The sequence below is a fragment of the Aureimonas pseudogalii genome (assembly GCF_014196835.1).
Taxonomy (GTDB): Bacteria; Pseudomonadota; Alphaproteobacteria; order Rhizobiales; family Rhizobiaceae; genus Aureimonas; species Aureimonas pseudogalii.
Genome location: NZ_JACIEK010000005.1, coordinates 237,256 through 255,520 on the forward strand (window position 1 = coordinate 237,256; position 18,265 = coordinate 255,520).

General features: G+C 65.6%; 21 protein-coding genes and 3 tRNA genes. 19 read left to right on the forward strand and 5 right to left on the reverse strand.

Features of this window, described 5'->3' with window-relative positions:
• Window positions 1–13: 13 nt before the first annotated feature.
• The 3 genes from GGR04_RS12010 to hemB all read right to left on the reverse strand — a co-directional run bounded on the left by GGR04_RS12010 (window position 14) and on the right by hemB (window position 2,493).
• Window positions 14–793, reverse strand: coding sequence for an arginyltransferase (locus GGR04_RS12010; protein ID WP_183200131.1), 780 nt, complete (start codon window positions 791–793; stop codon window positions 14–16).
• 138 nt (window positions 794–931) lie between these two features.
• Window positions 932–1,390 carry an RDD family protein gene (locus GGR04_RS12015; RefSeq protein WP_183200132.1) on the reverse strand — a complete coding sequence of 153 codons (459 nt, stop codon included), beginning with the start codon at window positions 1,388–1,390 and terminating at the stop codon, window positions 932–934.
• Window positions 1,391–1,464: 74 nt separating this feature from the next.
• The gene (gene hemB / locus GGR04_RS12020; RefSeq protein ID WP_246393122.1) at window positions 1,465–2,493 is read right to left on the reverse strand and encodes a porphobilinogen synthase; all 1,029 of its coding nucleotides are present in this window, start codon (window positions 2,491–2,493) and stop codon (window positions 1,465–1,467) included.
• Between the two features lie 249 nt (window positions 2,494–2,742).
• Between hemB and GGR04_RS12025 the strand changes: the two genes are divergently transcribed.
• From GGR04_RS12025 to nusB, 9 genes are all read left to right on the forward strand, one after another.
• On the forward strand, window positions 2,743–3,168 hold the full coding sequence (locus tag GGR04_RS12025; RefSeq protein ID WP_183200134.1) for a DUF6163 family protein: 426 nt from the start codon (window positions 2,743–2,745) through the stop codon (window positions 3,166–3,168).
• Window positions 3,169–3,346: 178 nt separating this feature from the next.
• Entirely contained in the window at window positions 3,347–3,859 is a 513-nt protein-coding gene (ldtR, locus tag GGR04_RS12030) for a transcriptional regulator LdtR (RefSeq protein WP_183200135.1), read from the forward strand.
• 286 nt (window positions 3,860–4,145) lie between these two features.
• Complete coding sequence (locus tag GGR04_RS12035; protein WP_183200136.1) at window positions 4,146–5,471, forward strand: L,D-transpeptidase family protein; 1,326 nt, start codon at window positions 4,146–4,148, stop codon at window positions 5,469–5,471.
• Between the two features lie 148 nt (window positions 5,472–5,619).
• Window positions 5,620–6,939 carry a serine hydroxymethyltransferase gene (gene glyA, locus GGR04_RS12040; protein WP_183200137.1) on the forward strand — a complete coding sequence of 440 codons (1,320 nt, stop codon included), beginning with the start codon at window positions 5,620–5,622 and terminating at the stop codon, window positions 6,937–6,939.
• Between the two features lie 12 nt (window positions 6,940–6,951).
• A complete protein-coding gene (gene nrdR, locus GGR04_RS12045) occupies window positions 6,952–7,434 on the forward strand; it encodes a transcriptional regulator NrdR (RefSeq protein ID WP_183200138.1) in 483 nt (160 codons plus the stop codon).
• Window positions 7,418–8,533 carry a bifunctional diaminohydroxyphosphoribosylaminopyrimidine deaminase/5-amino-6-(5-phosphoribosylamino)uracil reductase RibD gene (gene ribD, locus GGR04_RS12050; protein WP_183200139.1) on the forward strand — a complete coding sequence of 372 codons (1,116 nt, stop codon included), beginning with the start codon at window positions 7,418–7,420 and terminating at the stop codon, window positions 8,531–8,533. Before nrdR ends, ribD begins: the two co-directional genes overlap by 17 nt.
• Window positions 8,533–9,174, forward strand: a complete 642-nt coding sequence (locus GGR04_RS12055) for a riboflavin synthase (RefSeq protein WP_183200140.1) — start codon at window positions 8,533–8,535, stop codon at window positions 9,172–9,174. The genes ribD and GGR04_RS12055 overlap by 1 nt, the downstream gene beginning before the upstream one ends.
• Before the next feature lie 118 nt (window positions 9,175–9,292).
• Window positions 9,293–9,739 (forward strand): 6,7-dimethyl-8-ribityllumazine synthase, encoded by a 447-nt coding sequence (locus tag GGR04_RS12060; protein WP_183200141.1) that lies wholly within the window; start codon window positions 9,293–9,295, stop codon window positions 9,737–9,739.
• A gap of 4 nt (window positions 9,740–9,743) precedes the next feature.
• The gene (gene nusB / locus GGR04_RS12065) at window positions 9,744–10,244 is read left to right on the forward strand and encodes a transcription antitermination factor NusB (protein WP_183200142.1); all 501 of its coding nucleotides are present in this window, start codon (window positions 9,744–9,746) and stop codon (window positions 10,242–10,244) included.
• 77 nt (window positions 10,245–10,321) lie between these two features.
• On the opposite strand, the gene GGR04_RS12070 is transcribed toward nusB, so the two are convergent.
• The gene (locus GGR04_RS12070) at window positions 10,322–10,786 is read right to left on the reverse strand and encodes an outer membrane protein assembly factor BamE (protein ID WP_183200157.1); all 465 of its coding nucleotides are present in this window, start codon (window positions 10,784–10,786) and stop codon (window positions 10,322–10,324) included.
• A 218-nt stretch (window positions 10,787–11,004) separates the two neighbouring features.
• Between GGR04_RS12070 and GGR04_RS12075 the strand changes: the two genes are divergently transcribed.
• The 7 genes from GGR04_RS12075 to GGR04_RS12105 all read left to right on the forward strand — a co-directional run bounded on the left by GGR04_RS12075 (window position 11,005) and on the right by GGR04_RS12105 (window position 15,792).
• Window positions 11,005–11,547, forward strand: a complete 543-nt coding sequence (locus GGR04_RS12075) for a ubiquinol-cytochrome C chaperone family protein (protein ID WP_183200143.1) — start codon at window positions 11,005–11,007, stop codon at window positions 11,545–11,547.
• The gene (locus tag GGR04_RS12080) at window positions 11,544–12,116 is read left to right on the forward strand and encodes a YceD family protein (RefSeq protein ID WP_183200144.1); all 573 of its coding nucleotides are present in this window, start codon (window positions 11,544–11,546) and stop codon (window positions 12,114–12,116) included. The genes GGR04_RS12075 and GGR04_RS12080 overlap by 4 nt, the downstream gene beginning before the upstream one ends.
• A gap of 103 nt (window positions 12,117–12,219) precedes the next feature.
• On the forward strand, window positions 12,220–13,311 hold the full coding sequence (plsX, locus tag GGR04_RS12085; protein WP_183200145.1) for a phosphate acyltransferase PlsX: 1,092 nt from the start codon (window positions 12,220–12,222) through the stop codon (window positions 13,309–13,311).
• Window positions 13,308–14,279: a beta-ketoacyl-ACP synthase III gene (locus GGR04_RS12090; protein ID WP_183200146.1), complete on the forward strand. Its 972-nt coding sequence runs from the start codon at window positions 13,308–13,310 to the stop codon at window positions 14,277–14,279. The genes plsX and GGR04_RS12090 overlap by 4 nt, the downstream gene beginning before the upstream one ends.
• A gap of 106 nt (window positions 14,280–14,385) precedes the next feature.
• A complete protein-coding gene (locus tag GGR04_RS12095) occupies window positions 14,386–14,727 on the forward strand; it encodes an integration host factor subunit alpha (RefSeq protein WP_183200147.1) in 342 nt (113 codons plus the stop codon).
• Window positions 14,728–14,743: 16 nt separating this feature from the next.
• Entirely contained in the window at window positions 14,744–15,286 is a 543-nt protein-coding gene (locus GGR04_RS12100) for a MerR family transcriptional regulator (RefSeq protein WP_183200148.1), read from the forward strand.
• A gap of 429 nt (window positions 15,287–15,715) precedes the next feature.
• Window positions 15,716–15,792 (forward strand) — tRNA-Pro (locus GGR04_RS12105).
• Window positions 15,793–16,346: 554 nt separating this feature from the next.
• Here the strand turns inward: GGR04_RS12105 and GGR04_RS12110 are convergent.
• Window positions 16,347–16,423 (reverse strand) — tRNA-Pro (locus tag GGR04_RS12110).
• 160 nt (window positions 16,424–16,583) lie between these two features.
• Between GGR04_RS12110 and GGR04_RS12115 the strand changes: the two genes are divergently transcribed.
• The 3 genes from GGR04_RS12115 to GGR04_RS12125 all read left to right on the forward strand — a co-directional run bounded on the left by GGR04_RS12115 (window position 16,584) and on the right by GGR04_RS12125 (window position 17,716).
• Window positions 16,584–16,658, forward strand: a tRNA-Gln gene (locus tag GGR04_RS12115).
• A gap of 157 nt (window positions 16,659–16,815) precedes the next feature.
• The gene (locus GGR04_RS23960) at window positions 16,816–17,328 is read left to right on the forward strand and encodes a hypothetical protein (protein WP_246393123.1); all 513 of its coding nucleotides are present in this window, start codon (window positions 16,816–16,818) and stop codon (window positions 17,326–17,328) included.
• Window positions 17,318–17,716, forward strand: coding sequence for a hypothetical protein (locus GGR04_RS12125; protein WP_183200149.1), 399 nt, complete (start codon window positions 17,318–17,320; stop codon window positions 17,714–17,716). Before GGR04_RS23960 ends, GGR04_RS12125 begins: the two co-directional genes overlap by 11 nt.
• Window positions 17,717–18,265: the final 549 nt, after the last annotated feature.

An 18,265-nucleotide genomic window follows, 5' to 3' on the forward strand; every position in this document is an offset into this window, starting at 1 on the left:
AAAAGCCGAAGCGTCAGGGGAGGATCGGCGGCGGCGCCTTCGGCATGGCGGAATCGTATCGCTCCCAGCCGCGCGGTGTCAGGTGCTGCTGCGGCTGGTATCGAATCTTGTAGTCCATCTTGCTGGATCCATCGACCCAGTAGCCGAGGTAAAGATAGGGCAGGCCGAGAGCGCGCGTGCGCTCGATATGGTCGAGGATCATGAACGTGCCGAGGCTGCGGCCATCCTCGGCGGGATCGAAGAACGAATAGACCATCGACATACCGTCGGCCATCACGTCGCTGAGGGCCACCGCCATCAGGTCGCCGTCCGAGCGGTGGGTGATGCGCGAGTCCGGGCCCTTGCGGCGATACTGGATGATGCGCGTGTCGACTTGGCTATCCTCCACCATCATCGCATAGTCGAGCACCGACATCTCGGACATGCCGCCGCGCGAATGGCGCGCGTCGAGATAGCGCCGGAACAGAGCGTACTGCTCGCTCGACGGTTCGGCCGTGCTGATCCTCCCGACGAGATCGCGATTGGTCTGCGCCACGCGCTTCATCGACTTCGTCGGCGAAAACTCGTCGACGAGGATGCGCACGGAGACGCAGGCCCGGCATCGCTCGCAGGCGGGCCGATAGGCGATGTTCTGCGAACGCCGGAAGCCGCCCTGCGTCAGGAGATCCAGAAGCTCGGGCGCCCGGTGGCCGACGAGGTGGGTGAACACCTTCCGTTCGAGCTGGCCGGGCAGATAGGGGCAGGCGGACGGGGAGGTGAGAAAGAACTGAGGCGTCTGCGGATGGGCCGTCATCGAAACCTGCGTCGCCTCGTCGTCCGGGCGCGGCCCAACCGGTCGCGACGTGTCAGGGTCGAATGTGGAGTCAAACCCGCGATTTGGAAAGTCGACCGCAACGTCGCGGCCGACAAAATCCGCGGACCCGACCCGGGATCAGGACCGCCGTGTGACGACGGTGCCGAGGAGCAGATCCTGCACCAGCTGCTTGCGCGGCGTGAACAGCGCCAGCAACACGATGAAGCCGCTCGTCAGCACATTGCCGGCCCAGAACAGGACGCCGTGCAGGACGGCCAGAGTCGGATCGACCTTGCGACCGTCGAGCCGCTCGATGCGCAGGTCGAACAGTCGCATGCCCGGCGTCGCCTGACCCGCGCCGCCCATGGTGAAGGCGACGTAGGGGATGGCCACGAGCGGGAAGATGGCGCCGTAGAGCAGGAAGCCGAGCCCGAGGGTCACGACGCCGAGCAGCGTCACCACGAAGTAGACGGGCACGCAGAGGAGCAGCACGAGCGTGTAGTCGAAGAAAAACGACAGGACGCGCCGGGTGCGCACCGAGCGGTAGGCGCGTGGCTCGTCGAGCCAGGTCGGCGTGGTGTCGTTCAGCGCGGTCATCGGCGTCGTCTTCCCTTGGCGTTCGGCTCGGCTCGAAATGGGGATGGCGCGAGGGCCCCGCAAGCTGGCGAAGCTCAGCGGCGCTGCAGCGACTCGGCGATGCGGGGCGAGAAGTAGGAGAGGATGCCCGACGCCCCGGCGCGCTTGAACGAACGCATCGTCTCGAACATCGCCCGATCGCCGTCGATCCAGCCGTTCTGCGCGGCGGCCATGATCACCGCGTATTCGCCCGAAGTCTGGTAGGCGAAGGTCGGCATGCGGAACTCGTCGACGAGACGGGCGAGAATGTCGAGATAGGGCAGGCCCGGCTTCACCATGATCATGTCGGCACCCTCGTGGATGTCCTGCGCGGCCTCGCGCAGCGCCTCGTCGGTGTTGCCCATGTCCATCTGGTAGGTGCGCTTGTCGCCCTTCAGCGCACCGGTGGAGCCAACGGCGTCGCGGAACGGGCCGTAGAAGGCGGACGCATATTTTGCGGCATAGGACATGATCATCGTATCGCGCAGGCCCTCGCCGTCGAGGGCCGCGCGAATGCAGGCGACGCGCCCGTCCATCATGTCGGAGGGACCGATGATGTCGCAGCCGGCCCGCGCTTGCACGAGCGCCTGTCGGCAGAGCAACTCGATCGTCTCGTCGTTGAGGATGCGGCCGTCCTTCACCAGCCCGTCATGGCCGTGGCTGGTATAGGGGTCGAGAGCAACGTCGCAGAGAATGCCGATCTCGGGCACCGCGTCCTTGATGGCGCGGGTCGCGCGGCACACGAGGTTGTCGGGGTTGAGCGCTTCCGATCCCGTCTCGTCCCGGCGCTCGGTGCCGGTGAAGGGAAACAGCGCGACGACGGGGATCTCGAGGTCGCGCGCGCGGCGCGCCGCCTCGACGCAGTCGGCGACCGAATAGCGGAAGACGCCGGGCATCGAGGCGACCGCCTCGGGATCGCCCGCGCCCTCCCGCACGAAGATCGGCCAGATCAGGTCGCTGGCGGTCACGTCGCTCTCGCGCACGAGGCGGCGCACCCAGTCGGTCTGGCGCAGGCGCCGCAGGCGCGTGCCGCCGGTGACGGTGTCGATGGTTCTCGAAAGATCGCGTCGTTCGCCCGAACTCATGGCGTGCATGTCCGTCTGTTTCCGTGGCGGCGAACCTATCCCCGCGCAGTCGCCGCGAGAACCGCAATGCGCGAGAAAAATGCGCGCCCGCCTCGGCATTGACGTTGCGGGAGGCGATGCTTAGCCTTTCGCCGGCAAGGCGAGGGGATCGGCGCGAGCCGCAGTGCCGTCGCCGCCACCGGGGAACTCCATGACAACATCATCGGCGACGCACGGCCGTTTCGAGCCGCGTCTGGCGGCGCGCGCCCGGTGACCATCGACATGATCTCCCGCGATCCCGATGGGGCGTTGAACCGCATCCTGACGGTCGGCCTGTGCCGGATCGTCGGCCTCGCCCTGTTCGGCATGGGGCTGGTCTACTGGACGCGGCTGATCGGCGTGTTCGACGGCGACCTTTGGCGTTTCGACCTGATGCCCGTCTGGTGGCGCGCCGCCGCGCCCACGCTTGCCGTGATCTATCCCGTCGCCGGCATCGGGCTGTGGATGACGGCGTCGTGGGGCACGGTGGTCTGGGTGCTCATCGCCGCGATCGAGGGGGTGATGCGGCTCGGCTTCCCGCATCTCTTCGGCGCCGAACCGCTGGTGGTCGGGCTGCATGTCGCCGGGCTGGCGTTCCTGGCGGTGCTGCGTGCGTTCGCCGCGTTCGAGCGACGGCGTCGACCGGGCCGATCCTGACGCCGGTCGTTTGCATGCCAAGGAAGGCGCACAGATACCGTTAAGCAAGCCGGCACATGAGCCGAACGATACTTCTCATTAAGGCAGACGTTTAAGTCGAATTTTAGAGGCGCCCGGTAGTTTGTGGTCAAGACAAAAGGTCAATGACTGACCCTCTCGGATATACAGGGGCCCCGTGATGAACACGAGCAACACCAAGCGCGACACCGCCATTCCTGCCGAAGAGAAGGTCGAGCTTAAGTCGCTCTATCTCGAGACCCTGCAGCTGGTGGAGCGGCTGCACCGCCGCCTGCTCGACGTCATCAAGGACGAGTTCGACCGCGCCGGGCGCACCGACATCAACGCCGTTCAGGCGCTGCTGCTCTTCAACATCGGAACCTCGGTGCTGACGGCGGGCGAGCTGCGCACCCGCGGTTTCTATCTCGGCTCCAACGTCTCCTACAATCTCAAGAAGCTGGTGGAGCTCGGCTTCATCGACCACCAGAAGTCGCGGGTCGACCGGCGCGCGGTGCGCGTCTCGCTCACCAAGGAGGGCCTCGCCGTCGCCGAGATCGTCGCCGAACTCTACGATCGCCACATCGGTTCGATCGACAAGGTGGGAGGCCTCGACGAGGGCGAGTTCCAGAAAATGAACAAATCGCTGCAGCGGCTCGATCGCTTCTGGAACGATTCGATCATGTATCGCCTTTAAGACACATCCTACGGCAGGCCGCGATCTCCAGTCCGCGGTCTCCTCTCAGCCCCACGACCGTCGTCCCGGTCGTGGGGTTTTTTACAACAGCCCCCGAAAAACCCGCCGTCACCAAAGCGTTAGCCCTCGTGGATCCACGCTTTCGCCGCATTCCGATGGCCTGTCGAACCTCAAGTCGTCGGCGCCGATGGAGCGGCCGGCCGATCCGATCCTCGTTTCCGTTTGATTCACCACGTGTCTCTAGGGTGCGTCGCAAGCGACCGGATTTCATAAGGCAGGGGGTATCATGTCGAAGGGCCATTCCGAACGGACGGCGATCTCGCGCAGGCGGTTCGTGGGCGGTGCCGCGACGCTGGCGGGCGCAGCGCTCTTCGGTGGCGCCGCACGGGCGCAGTCGGCGCTGGAAGGCGTCCTCGCCGCGCCCAACCGCGGCGGCTGGAACGACCAGTTCGACACGCGCGCTGCGAGCGTGCGCAACGTCGCCTCCTACCAGCCCGTCTTCTCGCCTTCGACGCTTTCGGCCATGCAGTCGGCGACGGGGCAGTACAACCAGATCGTGATGGCCGGCGGCTGGCCCATGGTGCCGGACGGCGGCAAGCTGGAACTCGGCGTGCAGAGCGCCGCGGTGCCGGCCCTGCGCCAGCGCCTTGCCATCGCCGGCGACCTCGACCGTTCGGCCGGCGGCTCTGCGCAGTTCGACACTTACGTCCAGGCGGCGGTGAAGCGTTTCCAGGCCCGGCACGGCCTGCCGGCCGACGGCGCGGTGGGCGAATACACGTTCAAGGCGCTCAACGTGCCCGCCGACGTGCGTCTCGCCCAGTTGCAGACCAACATCCAGCGTCTGTCGGCCATTCCGATCGATCCCGGCCGCTTCGTGATGGTCAACATTCCCGCTGCGCAACTCGAGGCGGTGGAGGGCGGGCGCGTCGTGCAGCGCCACACGGCCGTGGTCGGCAAGATCGACCGCCAGACGCCGATCCTCGACTCGAAGATCACCAACCTCAACCTCAACCCCTACTGGCATGCGCCGGCCTCGATCGTCCGCAAGGACATCATCCCGCTGATGCAGAAGGATCCGACCTACCTGACGCGCAACGACATCGTGATCTTCGCGCCGGACGGCTCGGTGATCCCGCCGGAGACGATCAACTGGCAGACGGACGAGGCGGTGAAGTATCTCTTCCGCCAGAATCCCGGCAAGATGAACGCCATGTCGTCGGTGAAGATCAACTTCTCCAACCCCTACGCCGTCTACATGCACGACACGCCGCAGCAGAGCGTGTTCTCGCAGCTCATGCGCTTCGAATCGTCGGGCTGCGTGCGCGTGCAGAACGTGCGCGACCTCATTGTCTGGCTGGCGCAGGGCACGCCGGGCTGGGACCGCGCCACGATCGAGAAGACGATCGCGGCCCGTACCCGCCAGGACGTGAACCTCGCCGATCCCGTGCCGCTGCACTTCACCTACCTGACGGCGTGGGCGACCGATCCGACCGTGGTCCAGTTCCGCGACGACATCTATCGCCGCGACGGCGCCGAGCAGCTCGCCATGACCTCGGCTCAGCCCACCGCCTACGCGGCGGGAGAGCAGGCGTCGGCCGATCTGCCCTACTGAACGACGCGAACGAACGACAGGCCGGGCGCACCACGCCCGGCCTTTCGCGTTTCGGCGCTCTCGCTTGGCGCGGGGGAGGCGAACGTGCTATGCGCGCGCATCCCGGTTCTGCCCGCTCGCGCGCCCGCCGGATGCCAAGGAGCCTGCCATGTCCCACGCTTTCGCCCTGGATGCCGCCCCCCGCCACGACGCGTTCTTCGGCGAAGGTATCGCCGCGGGTGATCCCGATCTGTTCGCGGCGATGCGCGACGAGCTTCATCGTCAGCAGCACGAGATCGAGCTGATCGCCTCCGAGAACATCGTCTCGCGCGCCGTGCTGGAAGCGCAGGGCTCCGTCCTCACCAACAAGTATGCCGAGGGCTATCCGGGCCGCCGCTACTATGGCGGCTGCGAGTTCGTCGACGTCGTCGAGACGCTGGCGATCGAGCGCGCCAAGCAGCTCTTCGGCTGTGGCTTCGCCAACGTGCAGCCCAATTCCGGCAGCCAAGCGAACCAGGCCGTGCTCCTCGCCCTGACAAAGCCCGGCGCGACCCTTCTCGGCATGAGCCTCGACGCCGGTGGCCATCTGACGCACGGCGCCAAGCCCAATCTTTCGGGACGCTGGTTCAACGCCGTCCAGTACGGCCTCGACACCGCCACCGGTCTGATCGACCACGACGAGGTCGAGCGGCTGGCGCACGAGACCAAGCCCGAGATCATCATCGCCGGTGGCTCGGCCTATTCGCGCATCATCGATTTCGCCCGGTTCCGCACGATCGCCGATGCGGTGGGCGCCTATCTCTGGGTCGACATGGCGCATTTCGCCGGCCTGGTGGCAGCAGGTCACCACCCGAGCCCGTTCCCACACGCCCATGTCGCCACTTCGACGACGCACAAGACCCTGCGCGGGCCGCGCGGCGGTCTCGTCGTGACGAACGACGAGGCGATCGCCAAGAAGATCAACTCGGCGATCTTCCCGGGCCTGCAGGGCGGGCCGCTGATGCACGTGATCGCAGGCAAGGCCGTGGCCTTCGGCGAGGCGCTGCAGCCGGCCTACAAGAGCTACATGAAGGCGGTGGCCGACAACGCCAAGGCGCTGGCCGAGACGCTGCGCGAGGGCGGCCTCGACATCGTCTCGGGCGGCACCGACACGCATCTGATGCTCGTCGATCTCCGTCCGAAGATGCTGACGGGCAAGGCGACGGAGATCGCGCTCGGCCGGGCCGGTATCACCTGCAACAAGAACGGCGTGCCGAACGACCCCGAGAAGCCGACGATCACCTCCGGCATCCGCGTCGGCACGCCCGCGGCGACGACGCGAGGCTTCGGCACCGAGGAGTTCCGGCAGGTGGGTCGGATGATCGTCGAGGTGCTCGACGGCCTGAAGGCCGCCAATTCCGACGAGGGCAACGCCGCCGTCGAGGCGAGCGTGAAGGCCCGGGTGATCGAACTCACCGCGCGCTTCCCGATCTACCCTAATCTCGGTTGATCGGGCGCCGCCGTGCGCTGCCCCTTCTGCGGGTCGCAGGATAGCCAGGTGAAGGATTCGCGCCCCGCCGAGGATGGCGGGGCGATCCGACGCCGCCGGGTCTGTCCCGATTGCAACGGTCGCTTCACGACCTTCGAGCGCGTGCAGCTGCGCGAGCTCAGCGTCGTCAAGAAGTCCGGTCGCAAGGTGCCGTTCGAGCGCGACAAGCTGGCGCGGTCCGTGCAGACGGCGCTGCGCAAGCGGCCGGTGGACGGCGAGCGCGTGGAGCGGCTGATCTCGGGGATCGTGCGCCAGCTGGAATCGACGGGCGAGGGCGACGTGCCGTCCGAGACCGTCGGCCGCCTCGTGATGGAGGCGCTCCGCGGCGTCGACGACGTCGCCTATGTGCGCTTCGCCTCGGTCTATCGCGACTTCCGCGAGGCCCGCGACTTCGAGTCCGTCATCGACGAGTTGAAGGCCGACCTCGCGACGGGGCGCGATGACGACGCCCTCTGACGCCGGCGCAGGTTTCGACGCGCGCATCATGGCCGCAGCCCTTCGCCTGTCGCGCCGGCATGTCGGCCTGACGGCGGACAACCCCTCCGTCGGCTGCCTGATCGTGCAGGGCACGGGGAAAAACGCCCGCATCGTCGGCCGCGGCGTGACGGCGCTCGGTGGTCGTCCGCATGCCGAGCGCGTCGCGCTGGCAGAGGCCGGCGATGCGGCGAGGGGGGCGGTGGCATATGTCACGCTGGAGCCCTGCGCGCATCATGGCCGCACCGGCCCCTGCGCCGTCGCCCTGGCGCAGGCCGGCATCGCGGCCGTCGCGATCGGCGCGGACGATCCCGACCCGCGGGTCGACGGTCGAGGCCGCATCATCCTCCATGCGGCCGGCGTCGTGGTTCACGACCTGATGGCCGAGCCGGAGGGAACGCGTGCCTTCGAGGGCTTTCTGTCGCGCATCCGCCGTGGGCGGCCCTTCGTCACGCTGAAGATGGCGGTCTCGCGCGACGGCTTCATTGGTCGTCGCGGTGAAGGGCAGATCGCCATCAGCGGCGCGGTCTCCAACCGGCAGACCCATGGGGTGCGGGCCGAGATGGACGCCATCCTCGTCGGCATCGGCACGGCGCTCGCCGACGACCCCGCGCTCACCTGCCGTCTGCCGGGACTCAAGAGCCGCTCGCCGGCTCGCATCGTCATCGATCCTCGCCTTCGCCTGCCGCCGGACGGCCAACTCGCCCGAACCGCACGCGACGTTTCCGTCATCGTCGCGACTGCCGTTGATCCGGATGGAGACGCCGCAAAGGCGCTGAGGAGCCAGGGTTGCCGGCTGCTTCCGCTGACTGCTGGCGAGGGCGCTCTCCGCTCCCTGCTGGAAGCACTTTCAAGGCTGGGAATTTCGACGCTTCTCGTCGAGGGCGGTGCCGAGACCGCCTCGCGCTTTCTGCGCGAAGGTCTGGTGGACCGCGTCGTTCTCGTCCGGGGCGCCGTCACGCTCGGAGGACGCGGGGTTGCGGCACCGCCGGAGGTGCGCCATCTCAACGGCTTCCGCGCAAGCCGGACCGAACGCTTCGGGGGCGACCGCTGGACCGAATACGAGAGGATCGAAGCCTGATGTTCACCGGTATCGTCTCGGACGTCGGCCGCATCGCGATGCGCCAGCCGCTCGACGCGGGCGCGCGCTTTCGCATCGACACCGCCTATGAGCCTGCCGGCATCCTCATCGGCGCCTCGATCGCCTGCTCGGGCGTCTGCCTGACGGTGACGCGCCTGCCCGAGGCCGGCGCGAACGAGCGCTGGTTCGAGGTCGAGGCGTGGGAGGAGGCGCTGCGCCTGACCACCGCCGGCACCTGGAGCGAGGGCACGCGTCTCAATCTCGAGCGCTCGCTGAAGATCGGTGACGAGATCGGCGGCCATCTCGTCTCCGGCCATGTCGACGGACAGGCGGGCATCGTCTCGCGCACGGAAGAAGGGGAGGCGGTGCGCTTCGTCCTCGAAGCGCCGCCGGCGCTGTCGCGTTTCGTCGCGCAGAAGGGCTCGGTCTGCCTCGACGGCACGTCGCTCACCGTCAACGCCGTCGAGGGGCACCGCTTCGACGTGCTGCTGATCCGCCACTCGCTGGAGGTCACCACCTGGGGCGAAAAGCGCGGCGGCGATTCGGTGAACCTTGAGGTGGATCAGATTGCGCGGTATGCGGAACGTCTGTTCGGCTCCGGCTCGGCGGTCGAAAGGCTACAGGGCGATCGGGGCCATTGACCGACGCCGGACGCCGTCTCGTGTCGTCGCATGTCATCGTCGCAGTCCGCCCAGCACCCGGTGTCCCGTCGACCCCGGGTGCGTTCGTCCGATTCGATCGCCTGGAAGGTTTCATCCCATGCCCGCACCCCACATCCTGATCGTCGAGGCGCGGTTCTACGACCACATCGCCGATCACCTGCTGACGGGGGCGAAGGCCCATCTCGAAGCGGCCGGCGCGACCTACGACGTGGTGACGGTGCCCGGCGCCCTCGAAGTGCCCGCTGCTATCGGCTTCGCCCTCTCGGCGGCCGACGAAGGCTCGCGCGAGTATGACGGGTTCGTGGCGCTCGGCTGCGTCATCCGCGGCGAGACCTATCATTTCGACATCGTCGCCAACGAATCCTGCCGCGCGCTGATGGATCTTTCGGTGCAGGAGGGCCTCGCGATCGGCAACGGCATCCTCACCGTCGAGAACGAGGAGCAGGCGCTGGAGCGCGCCGTCCCCGAGCGCAAGAACAAGGGCGGCGGCGCGGCCGGGACCGCGCTCACGATGATCGCGCTTCGCACGCGGCTCGGGAGCTGACGAGATGACCGAGACCGCGACCCGAACCTTCCGCCCCGCCAACAAACGCGGCGCCGCGCGTCTCGCCGCAGTGCAGGCGCTCTACCAGATGGATATCGGTGGCACCGGCCTTCTCGAAACGGTGGCCGAGTACGAATCCTTCCGGCTCGGTCAGGAGATCGACGGCGCCACCTATCTCGAAGCCGACCCCGCCTGGTTTCGCGACATCGTCTCCGGCGTGGTGCGCGGCCAGACCTTCATCGATCCGTTGATCCACTCCTCGCTGACCGCCGACTGGCCGCTCTCGCGCCTCGACACGACGTTGCGCGCCATCCTGCGGGCGGGCACCTACGAGGTGACGGCGCGCAAGGACGTTCCGGTCGCCGTCATCGTCAGCGAATATGTCGACATCGCCAAGGCCTTCTACGGGGAGGACGAGCCCCGTCTCGTCAACGCCGTGCTCGACCGCGTCTCGCGCCGTTCGCGCGGCGAGGGTCGCGGCGCAGATCCCGTCGAGAAGGACTGACCGTCGCGGACGGCCGGATACGAAGACGGGACCGGCGAAGCGCCGATCCCGTCCGAACGTTTCGGATGGACGAGGGCTTAGCGCCCCGCCGACATGCCGCTGGAGCGACCGATCGAATCGAGGATGCTGCCGCCGGACGGACCTTCGTCCGAGAGGATCGAGCCGAGGAAGCTGGAATCCTTGCCGCCGGTCGGGGTCGTGCGCGAGATGAAGTCAAAGACTCGTCCGTCCTGCAGCCCGTAATTGGCGATGCGCGTGACCGTGTTGTCGGCTCCGAAATAGACCGCGAGAATGCGCTGCTCGACGAGCCTCGGGTTCATGAAGGCGACCGGGCGAACGCGCTTCTGCGAGATGTAGTAGAAGACCTCGTTGTCGAAGGTCGCGGTGGTCGAGGGCGAGCCCAGCGCCAGCATCACCTGCTCGCGGCTCGAGCCGACCGGCACCTGCGCCAGCGCCTGTTCGTCGACAATGTAGCCCTGGTTGTAGACCTGTGCGGTCTGGCATCCGCCGAGAGCCATGAGGGCACCGAAACCGGCCGCCATCAGGAGGGGCCGAAGAGGACGGTTGGTTTCGATCACGCGGATATGACTCCCCCGAAGAACACGCTGGACCCGACCCCTACCGGCCGACTGGGTCGGAAATGGGGGCGCTTCGTCCGTCGCGAAGGTTGCGACTTGGTAAAGCACTCGGGGAAGCGTTGCAATCGCGGGCCTGCCGTGCGAACCCCCGGGCCAACGGACGAGGAAGGTCGGCGGTCCCCATGCTCGAGAGCCTGCGCAGACGGCGCCAGAACCGGCAGGTCGTCGATCGGCTGTGGGACGAGGTCGTCGCGCGCGCCCGCCGGCCCAAGCGGTTCCTGGAGGGCGGACTGCCCGACACGGTGTTCGGACGCTTCGAATCGCTGTCGATCGAGGTCTTCCTGCTGCTGCGCCGCTGCGGCGCCGACGCCTCTCTCTCGGCGCTGTCGCAGGATCTCGTCGATCGCTTCATGACCGATCTCGACCACTCGATGCGCGAACTCGGCGTCGGCTATCTCGCCGTGCCCAAGCGCATGCGCAAGCTCGCGGGGCGCTTCTACGCCCGTGTCGCGCTCTACGAGCCGGCCGTGTCGGGCCGCGACGTCGCGGCGTTGGCGAAGGCGCTGCGTGAGACGGCATTCGTCGATGCGCCGGGCGGCGACGCCGACCGCGCCGAGGCCTTGGCGGCGCAGATCCTGGCGGCCGATCTTGATTATCGCCATATGAAGTCCGAGGCCATTCTGGCCGGCAGCCTCAACGGGGAACAGCAGGAATCGTCGCCATGACCGAAGAGAAGACCGTCGCCGCGCCGTCGCCGATCTCGCTGGAAGTCTGGGTCGCCAAACTGCCGCAGAACGGCATGCCGATCCGCTTCGAGGCGAGCGAGGCGGACTGCGCGGCCTTGGCCGACCACATGGGCGTGGTCGCGGTGGAAGCGATGGCGGCCGATCTCGTCGTCAAGCGCTGGAAGCGCGACGGGGTGGCCGTCGACGGACGGTTGACGGCGGCCGTGGTGCAGGCCTGCGTGGTGACCCTCGACCCCGTGCACGAGACGATCGACGAGCCGGTCGAGTTCGTCTTCGTGCCCGAGACCTCGAAGCTCGCGCGCATCGCGCCGACAAGCGACGGCGAGCTGCATCTCGACCCCGAAGGCGCCGACATTCCCGAGACCTTCCGCGGCGAGAAGATCGACCTCGGCACGTTTCTGACCGAGCTCCTGGCGCTGTCGCTCGATCCCTATCCGCGCTCCGACGGCGCCGAATTCACCGAACTCGACACCGATCCCGATCCCACCGGCGGCGTCGTCTCGCCGTTTGCCGGCCTCAAGCGGCTGCAGGATGGCGACAAAGGCTGAAACCGCCGGACGGCGAGGCTGGCGGGACGCGCGTTCCTGTGGTTAACCCACCCGCCGAGCCTGCCTTCGGGTGGCGCCCCCGCGTTTTGAAAGAGAGCCTATCTTGGAATCCAAAACCTCCATCACCATCGCGCTCGACGCCATGGGCGGAGATCACGGGCCGCAGGTCGTTCTTTCCGGCGCTCAGATCGCGCTCGAGCGCCATCCCGACGTTCGCTTCCTGCTGTTCGGCCAGGAAGCGAGCGTCCTGCCGGTGCTGGAGCAGATGCCGAAGCTGAAGGCGCGCTCCGTCTTCCGCCATTGCGAGATCTCGATCCGCATGGACGACAAGCCGAGCCAGGCGCTGCGGCAGGGGCGCTACAAATCCTCGATGTGGCAGGCGATCGAGGCGGTGAAGACCGGCGAAGCCGCGGTGGCCGTCTCGGCCGGCAACACCGGCGCGCTCATGGCCATGGCGAAGTTCTGCCTGCGCACCATGGCCAACATCGAGCGCCCGGCCATCGCCGCGATCTGGCCGACCGAGCGCGGCGAGAGCGTCGTGCTCGACGTCGGCGCGACGATCGGCGCCGACTCGCAGCAACTCATCGACTTCTCGGTGATGGGCGCCGCCATGGCCCGTGCGCTCTTCCACATCGAACGGCCGACCGTCGGACTCCTCAACATCGGCACCGAGGAGGTCAAGGGCCAGGACGACGTGAAGGAGGCCGGCCGCCTTCTGAAGGAGACCGAACTCGCGGGTCTCGAATATCGCGGCTTCGTCGAGGGCAACGATCTCGGCAAGGGCACTGTGGATGTCGTCGTGACCGAAGGTTTCACCGGCAACATCGCGTTGAAGACCGCCGAGGGCACCGCGCGCCAGATCGCCAGCTATCTGCGCGCGGCGATGACGCGCACCTGGATGGCCAAGCTCGGCTACTTCTTCGCCAAGAGCGCCTTCGATCGCCTCCGCGACAAGATGGACCCTCGCAAGGTCAATGGCGGCGTCTTCCTCGGCCTCAACGGCGTGGTGATCAAGAGCCACGGCAGCTCCGACGCCGAGGGCACCGCCGCTGCGATCGACGTCGCCTATGCGATGGCCGCCAACGGGTTGCTGGCCAAGATCGAGGCCGATCTCGGCGACGTCTACGCCCATATCAGTTCGCCCGTCGTGGTCGAGCCGGTGGTAGACGAGCCGGACGTGGAGGACGTGCGATGAGCGCCATCCGCTCCGTGGTCGTGGGAACCGGCTCGGCGCTTCCCGCCAACCTCGTCACGAACGGGGATCTCGAAGCCCGCGTCGAGACGTCGGACGCATGGATCCAGCAGCGCACCGGCATCCGCCAGCGCTATGTGGCGGGGGAGGGCGAGACCACCGTCTCGCTCGGCGAGACCGCGGCGCGCCGCGCGCTCGACGCCGCAGGCCTGCAGCCCGCCGACATCGACCTCATCGTGCTCGCCACCGCGACGCCGGACCTGACGTTTCCTGCCTCCGCCGTGCAGGTGCAGCGCCGGCTCGGCATCAGCCATGGCTTCGCTTTCGATCTTCAGGCGGTGTGCAGCGGTTTCGTCTACGCGCTGACCACGGCCGATCTCTACCTGAAGTCCGGCATGGCGAAGCGCGCCCTCGTGATCGGTGCCGAAACGTTCAGCCGCATTCTCGACTGGAGCGACCGGACGACCTGCGTCCTCTTCGGCGACGGGGCCGGCGCGGTCGTGCTCGAAGCCCGCAATGAGGCGGACGACGGGCGCGGCATCCTCGTCTCCAGCCTACGGGCCGACGGCAGCCACGGCGACAAGCTCTATGTCGACGGCGGGCCGTCCTCCACGGGAACCGTCGGACACCTGCGCATGGAAGGCCGCGAGGTCTTCAAGCATGCGGTCGGCATGATCACCGACGTGGTCGAGGATTCCTTCGCCCGCCTCGCGATCACCGCCGAGGACGTCGACTGGTTCGTGCCGCATCAGGCCAACCGGCGCATCATCGACGCCTCCGCCAAGAAGCTCGGCATCGCCGCGGAGAAGGTCGTGGTGACCGTCGGCGAGCATGGCAACACCTCGGCCGCCTCCATCCCGCTGGCGCTCGACGTCGCGGTGCGCGACGGACGCATTCGCGAGGGCGACCTCGTGCTGCTCGAAGCCATGGGCGGCGGCTTCACCTGGGGCGCGGTGGTGCTTCGCTGGTAGCGAGCAACTTGATTCAACTTTAGTTTTCGGTATTTTCGAGTGGCGGACCGGTCCGTCGAGTCCGGCTCGACGCACGGCACGCGGCTGGGGGCAGCAGGGGAAGCGCATGGGTGACAGAACGGTGACGCGAGCCGATCTCGCCGAGGCGGTGTTCCGCAAGATCGGATTGTCCCGGACCGAATCGGCGTATCTCGTCGAATCGATTCTCGAGGAGATCTGTTCGACGATCGCGCGCGGTGAAGCCGTGAAGGTCTCGTCCTTCGGGTCGTTTCTGGTGCGCGACAAGAACGAGCGCGTCGGGCGCAATCCCAAGACCGGCGAGGAAGTGCCGATCTCGCCGCGACGCGTCGCCGTGTTCAAGCCCTCGAACGTGATGAAGGACCGTATCCTCGAGGCCCATGGCCTTCGCGGCGACGGTCGGGACACGATCCTGAAGGCGGCCGAGTGAGACGGTTGGCCTCCGCATGAGCGACAAGAGCGCAGACGCCTTCCGGACCATCAGCGAGGTGGCCGAGGAACTCGACCTGCCCCAGCATGTCCTGCGCTTCTGGGAGACGCGCTTTCCACAGATCAAGCCGATGAAGCGCGGCGGTGGCCGGCGCTACTACCGGCGCGACGACGTCGAACTGCTGAAGGGCATCCGGACGCTTCTCTACGTACGCGGCTTCACGATTCGCGGTGTCCAGAGAATCCTCAAGGAGAGCGGCAACCGCGCCGTGATGGCCATCGGCGGCGGCGATCTCTCGGGCCTGGAGGCGCTCCAGTCCGGGCGCGGCGCGCCGGAGGATCTCGAGCCGATGGACGGGGACGACGAGGTCGAGGCGGACGAGCCCTACGCACCGGTGGACCGCTCTCGGGGCGGCCTGTCCAATCTCCTGCGCCGAGACCGCGACCTCGGCCCCGTCGTCGGCAGCGGTCCCGCGCTCGGCGGCGACGCCACGACGCAGCTGAACGGCGTGCTGCTCGAACTACTGGAACTGAAGCGACTTCTCGATCAGGTTCGCTGAGGCATTCTCGCGCCGAAGGGAAGGTGGGGGGCAGAGTTGCGGCTCCGTTGCGCTTTGGTGACCCGCGCTGCTGCTCCAGTTTGCTCCGCCGCATGCATTAATAGCCCACGCCGCTTCGCGTTCATCCGGAGACGACATGAGGCGACGATTCCACAATCGCTCGGCGAAGGTGGGATGCAGTTCTTCACCGCCGCCTTGTGACCGTCACAGGGCGTCGGATCGGACACTCACAAGATTTTCTGCCTCTCCGTAAACACCGTTCGGACCATCGGGTTCGGTCGAGTTTGGGCAGTCAACGGTGAGATGCAATGGTTCTGCCTCGATGATCTCCCGGAGCATGAACGCGCGGCGAACATCCACGGCATTCGCGGCAGGAGACCCCGAATGCGCTTGCGTTCGACCGCCCCGTTCTATAGGGATCTCCTCAGTCGGAGCGTAGCGCAGTCTGGTAGCGCACTTGGATGGGGTCCAAGGGGTCGGAGGTTCGAATCCTCTCGCTCCGACCATTTCCCATTTTTTTCATCGTCTTTGGTTGGGTCGTCGGCTGTCGTCGGTAACCATGCGGGCTATAGCGAATGGCATAAGCTGCCTGTCGTCGAGGCTTGCGTCCTCATGGTCGCCTGTTCGTTTGGCGATTGTCGACGGCTCGGGCGGAAGGGTCGACGAGACGGCGGTGATCGTCCTTCTGTCCGGGGCCGAGCCTTGCGTGTGACTCCTCATCAAAGCAGCACCCAGCGATCGATCTGCCGAGTGTGCATGTGATCATTCAAGACCAAGACGAGACGTCAACGAGACCGTTCGCTCGCGCTGGATAGCCGGAAGCGGCAGGTTTCAGGGGTGTCATCCGCCAGCGCGACGAGTTGACCGGGTATGAGGAGGCCCGCTGTTGAAGCTGTCGGAAGGAGTGCGGGTGATGCTTTGCGTCAGTCCATCTTCGGACGGTCATGCGCGGATCGAGCACCCGAAAATCGATGCTCGCCGATCGTATTCGGCTTTGCATCTCGTCGTTCGAGCTTGCTGGTGGCGTCGGGTAGAGATGGCCAGCATATCGAAAATGAAGTGGTCGGAGTGGCAGGATTTGAACCTGCGACCCCCTCGTCCCGAACGAGGTGCGCTACCAGGCTGCGCTACACTCCGCGACCGGGTTTGCGTATAGCCGCACCGTACCCGATCCGCAACCGCTTTTCGCATGAGACCGCATCGACGCCGCGCGGATTTGCGCCTCGCCTTCCGTGCCGGGACGGTTGCTTCGGTGCTTGGCCGCGATTATAGACGGGAACGCCGTCACGACGGCCGTTGGGGCGTAGCCAAGTGGTAAGGCAGCGGTTTTTGGTACCGCCATCCCCTGGTTCGAATCCAGGCGCCCCAGCCACGTCCTCAACAGTGATAGAAATCAATTGGTTATCTGATCCGAGACAATGCCGTGTGTCCTAGCCACAGGCTGCTGTCTGTGATGATCCTATTAGGCTTTCCCTGACACTGCGTTTCAGTTCTAGTAGTTCGCACTTGGCACCCGATTCGAGAGTTGCGTGGCTGACGAAACGAAAAAAGCTGTGTTGACTCACTTCAAAGCAGCAAGCGGCATCGTACTGGGTGTCGCCACCATTCTTGGGCTTCTCGCATTTATTTATGGTGAACAATGGAGGGCGACGCATGCCTGGCTCGCAGTACTTAATGGCTCATACATCGTCGTTATACTGTATCTCTTTTGGATAATACTTGCACGACGAGTACCTCAATTTATAGGTGCTCCAAAAGTAGTGAAGGTAATTGACGGTCAAATCGTTATCGTAAAGGATGCTCCTTGGCTGAGCTTGGGTGTTTCCGTTGCAATCTATATTGTTGACGGCGAGTTTGAGCGACTTGTAGGGGATGGGGAGGTTATAAATGTACAGACAAATGCACTTGCGCAAATTCGTCTGCGAAACCACGTAGATTTGTTCAGGGATATATCGGATCTAGCAAGTAGGCTCGATGCTGCAGATAGAACCAACATCCTTGTCCGTCCCGGCTTATACAAAGGCGTCATCGATGAGTCATGACCTAACTACCCTTCCTAGAGTCATAAAAATTATTGACCCTTGGAAGTTCGTAATCAACATCGGCTTAGAAGATGGTGTAAAAAACGGAGATAGGTTCCTCATATTTGGCCCTGGAGAAAATTTAGTCGATCCGCTGACAAGGCGTGATCTTGGAATGCTTGAATTGGTGCGTGGAAAGGCACGAGTTGCGCATGTGCAGGATCGTATTAGCACCCTGATGAGCGATGAGTATGAGATTACTCCGGGAACGAAGAGAGTAGTCCGGCGCAAGGGCAGCAGTATGTTTGCCGTTAGCAACCAGCCTACGGTTGAAGAAATCGAAGAGGGCGAAGAGCGAACGAAGACCGCATTGGATGTGTCATTTGGCGATTATGCCAGACCTATTTAGTGGACACAGTCTGAGGAGCTGCGGTCTAATCTGTTATGCTGCTAGACCTTAGATGTGACTTGCGGAAGTCCAGAGCAATTTCTGGGAGCAGTTCAGACGTTTCTAATCTTCACCGTTGATTCTGTGGCAACGGGCTTCTCAAACTCGTCGCTCTGCGTCGTTACGGGTGGAACAAACTATCCGGCGTCCGACACTTGCTATGACGCGGGAGATTGCGCCCGCAGCCATGATGGATCACATTCTTGGCGATGACACCGAGATGAATGTTGTAAATCTCGCGACCGCTGGACTCGCCACCTGATCTGCCGAGCATGAGGAAGAGCCAGCCTCCACCCGCGATTGCAACGCCCAGGAACGTCAGAGGATGCGTATCTGACATATGAACCTCGCCGGGTGCGCTGGGATCGGCGCGCTTCGATCTGTGAGCGCAAGTCGGGCGTGTGGCTAGGCCGCTTGGAGCGCACCCCGTTTTGACCGGACAGGTGGCATAGCCGATAAGGCATAGGCATCCGCCTATGAGTACGACTATGTCGAAAGCTCCTGATGGCC

Bases quoted from the DNA above. Each gene is read 5' to 3' on its own strand.
- GGR04_RS12075 (WP_183200143.1), top strand. From the start codon at position 11,005: ATGCTCGAGAGCCTGCGCAGACGGCGCCAGAACCGGCAGGTCGTCGAT.
- ribD (WP_183200139.1), top strand. From the start codon at position 7,418: ATGACGACGCCCTCTGACGCCGGCGCAGGTTTCGACGCGCGCATCATG.
- ldtR (WP_183200135.1), top strand. From the start codon at position 3,347: ATGAACACGAGCAACACCAAGCGCGACACCGCCATTCCTGCCGAAGAG.
- GGR04_RS12010 (WP_183200131.1), bottom strand. From the start codon at position 793: ATGACGGCCCATCCGCAGACGCCTCAGTTCTTTCTCACCTCCCCGTCC.
- nusB (WP_183200142.1), top strand. From the start codon at position 9,744: ATGACCGAGACCGCGACCCGAACCTTCCGCCCCGCCAACAAACGCGGC.
- GGR04_RS12070 (WP_183200157.1), bottom strand. From the start codon at position 10,786: ATGGCGGCCGGTTTCGGTGCCCTCATGGCTCTCGGCGGATGCCAGACC.
- GGR04_RS12100 (WP_183200148.1), top strand. From the start codon at position 14,744: ATGAGCGACAAGAGCGCAGACGCCTTCCGGACCATCAGCGAGGTGGCC.
- hemB (WP_246393122.1), bottom strand. From the start codon at position 2,493: ATGAGTTCGGGCGAACGACGCGATCTTTCGAGAACCATCGACACCGTC.
- GGR04_RS12060 (WP_183200141.1), top strand. From the start codon at position 9,293: ATGCCCGCACCCCACATCCTGATCGTCGAGGCGCGGTTCTACGACCAC.
- GGR04_RS12125 (WP_183200149.1), top strand. From the start codon at position 17,318: ATGAGTCATGACCTAACTACCCTTCCTAGAGTCATAAAAATTATTGAC.
- GGR04_RS12035 (WP_183200136.1), top strand. From the start codon at position 4,146: ATGTCGAAGGGCCATTCCGAACGGACGGCGATCTCGCGCAGGCGGTTC.
- GGR04_RS12015 (WP_183200132.1), bottom strand. From the start codon at position 1,390: ATGACCGCGCTGAACGACACCACGCCGACCTGGCTCGACGAGCCACGC.
- GGR04_RS12055 (WP_183200140.1), top strand. From the start codon at position 8,533: ATGTTCACCGGTATCGTCTCGGACGTCGGCCGCATCGCGATGCGCCAG.
- GGR04_RS12090 (WP_183200146.1), top strand. From the start codon at position 13,308: ATGAGCGCCATCCGCTCCGTGGTCGTGGGAACCGGCTCGGCGCTTCCC.
- GGR04_RS12095 (WP_183200147.1), top strand. From the start codon at position 14,386: ATGGGTGACAGAACGGTGACGCGAGCCGATCTCGCCGAGGCGGTGTTC.
- GGR04_RS12080 (WP_183200144.1), top strand. From the start codon at position 11,544: ATGACCGAAGAGAAGACCGTCGCCGCGCCGTCGCCGATCTCGCTGGAA.
- glyA (WP_183200137.1), top strand. From the start codon at position 5,620: ATGTCCCACGCTTTCGCCCTGGATGCCGCCCCCCGCCACGACGCGTTC.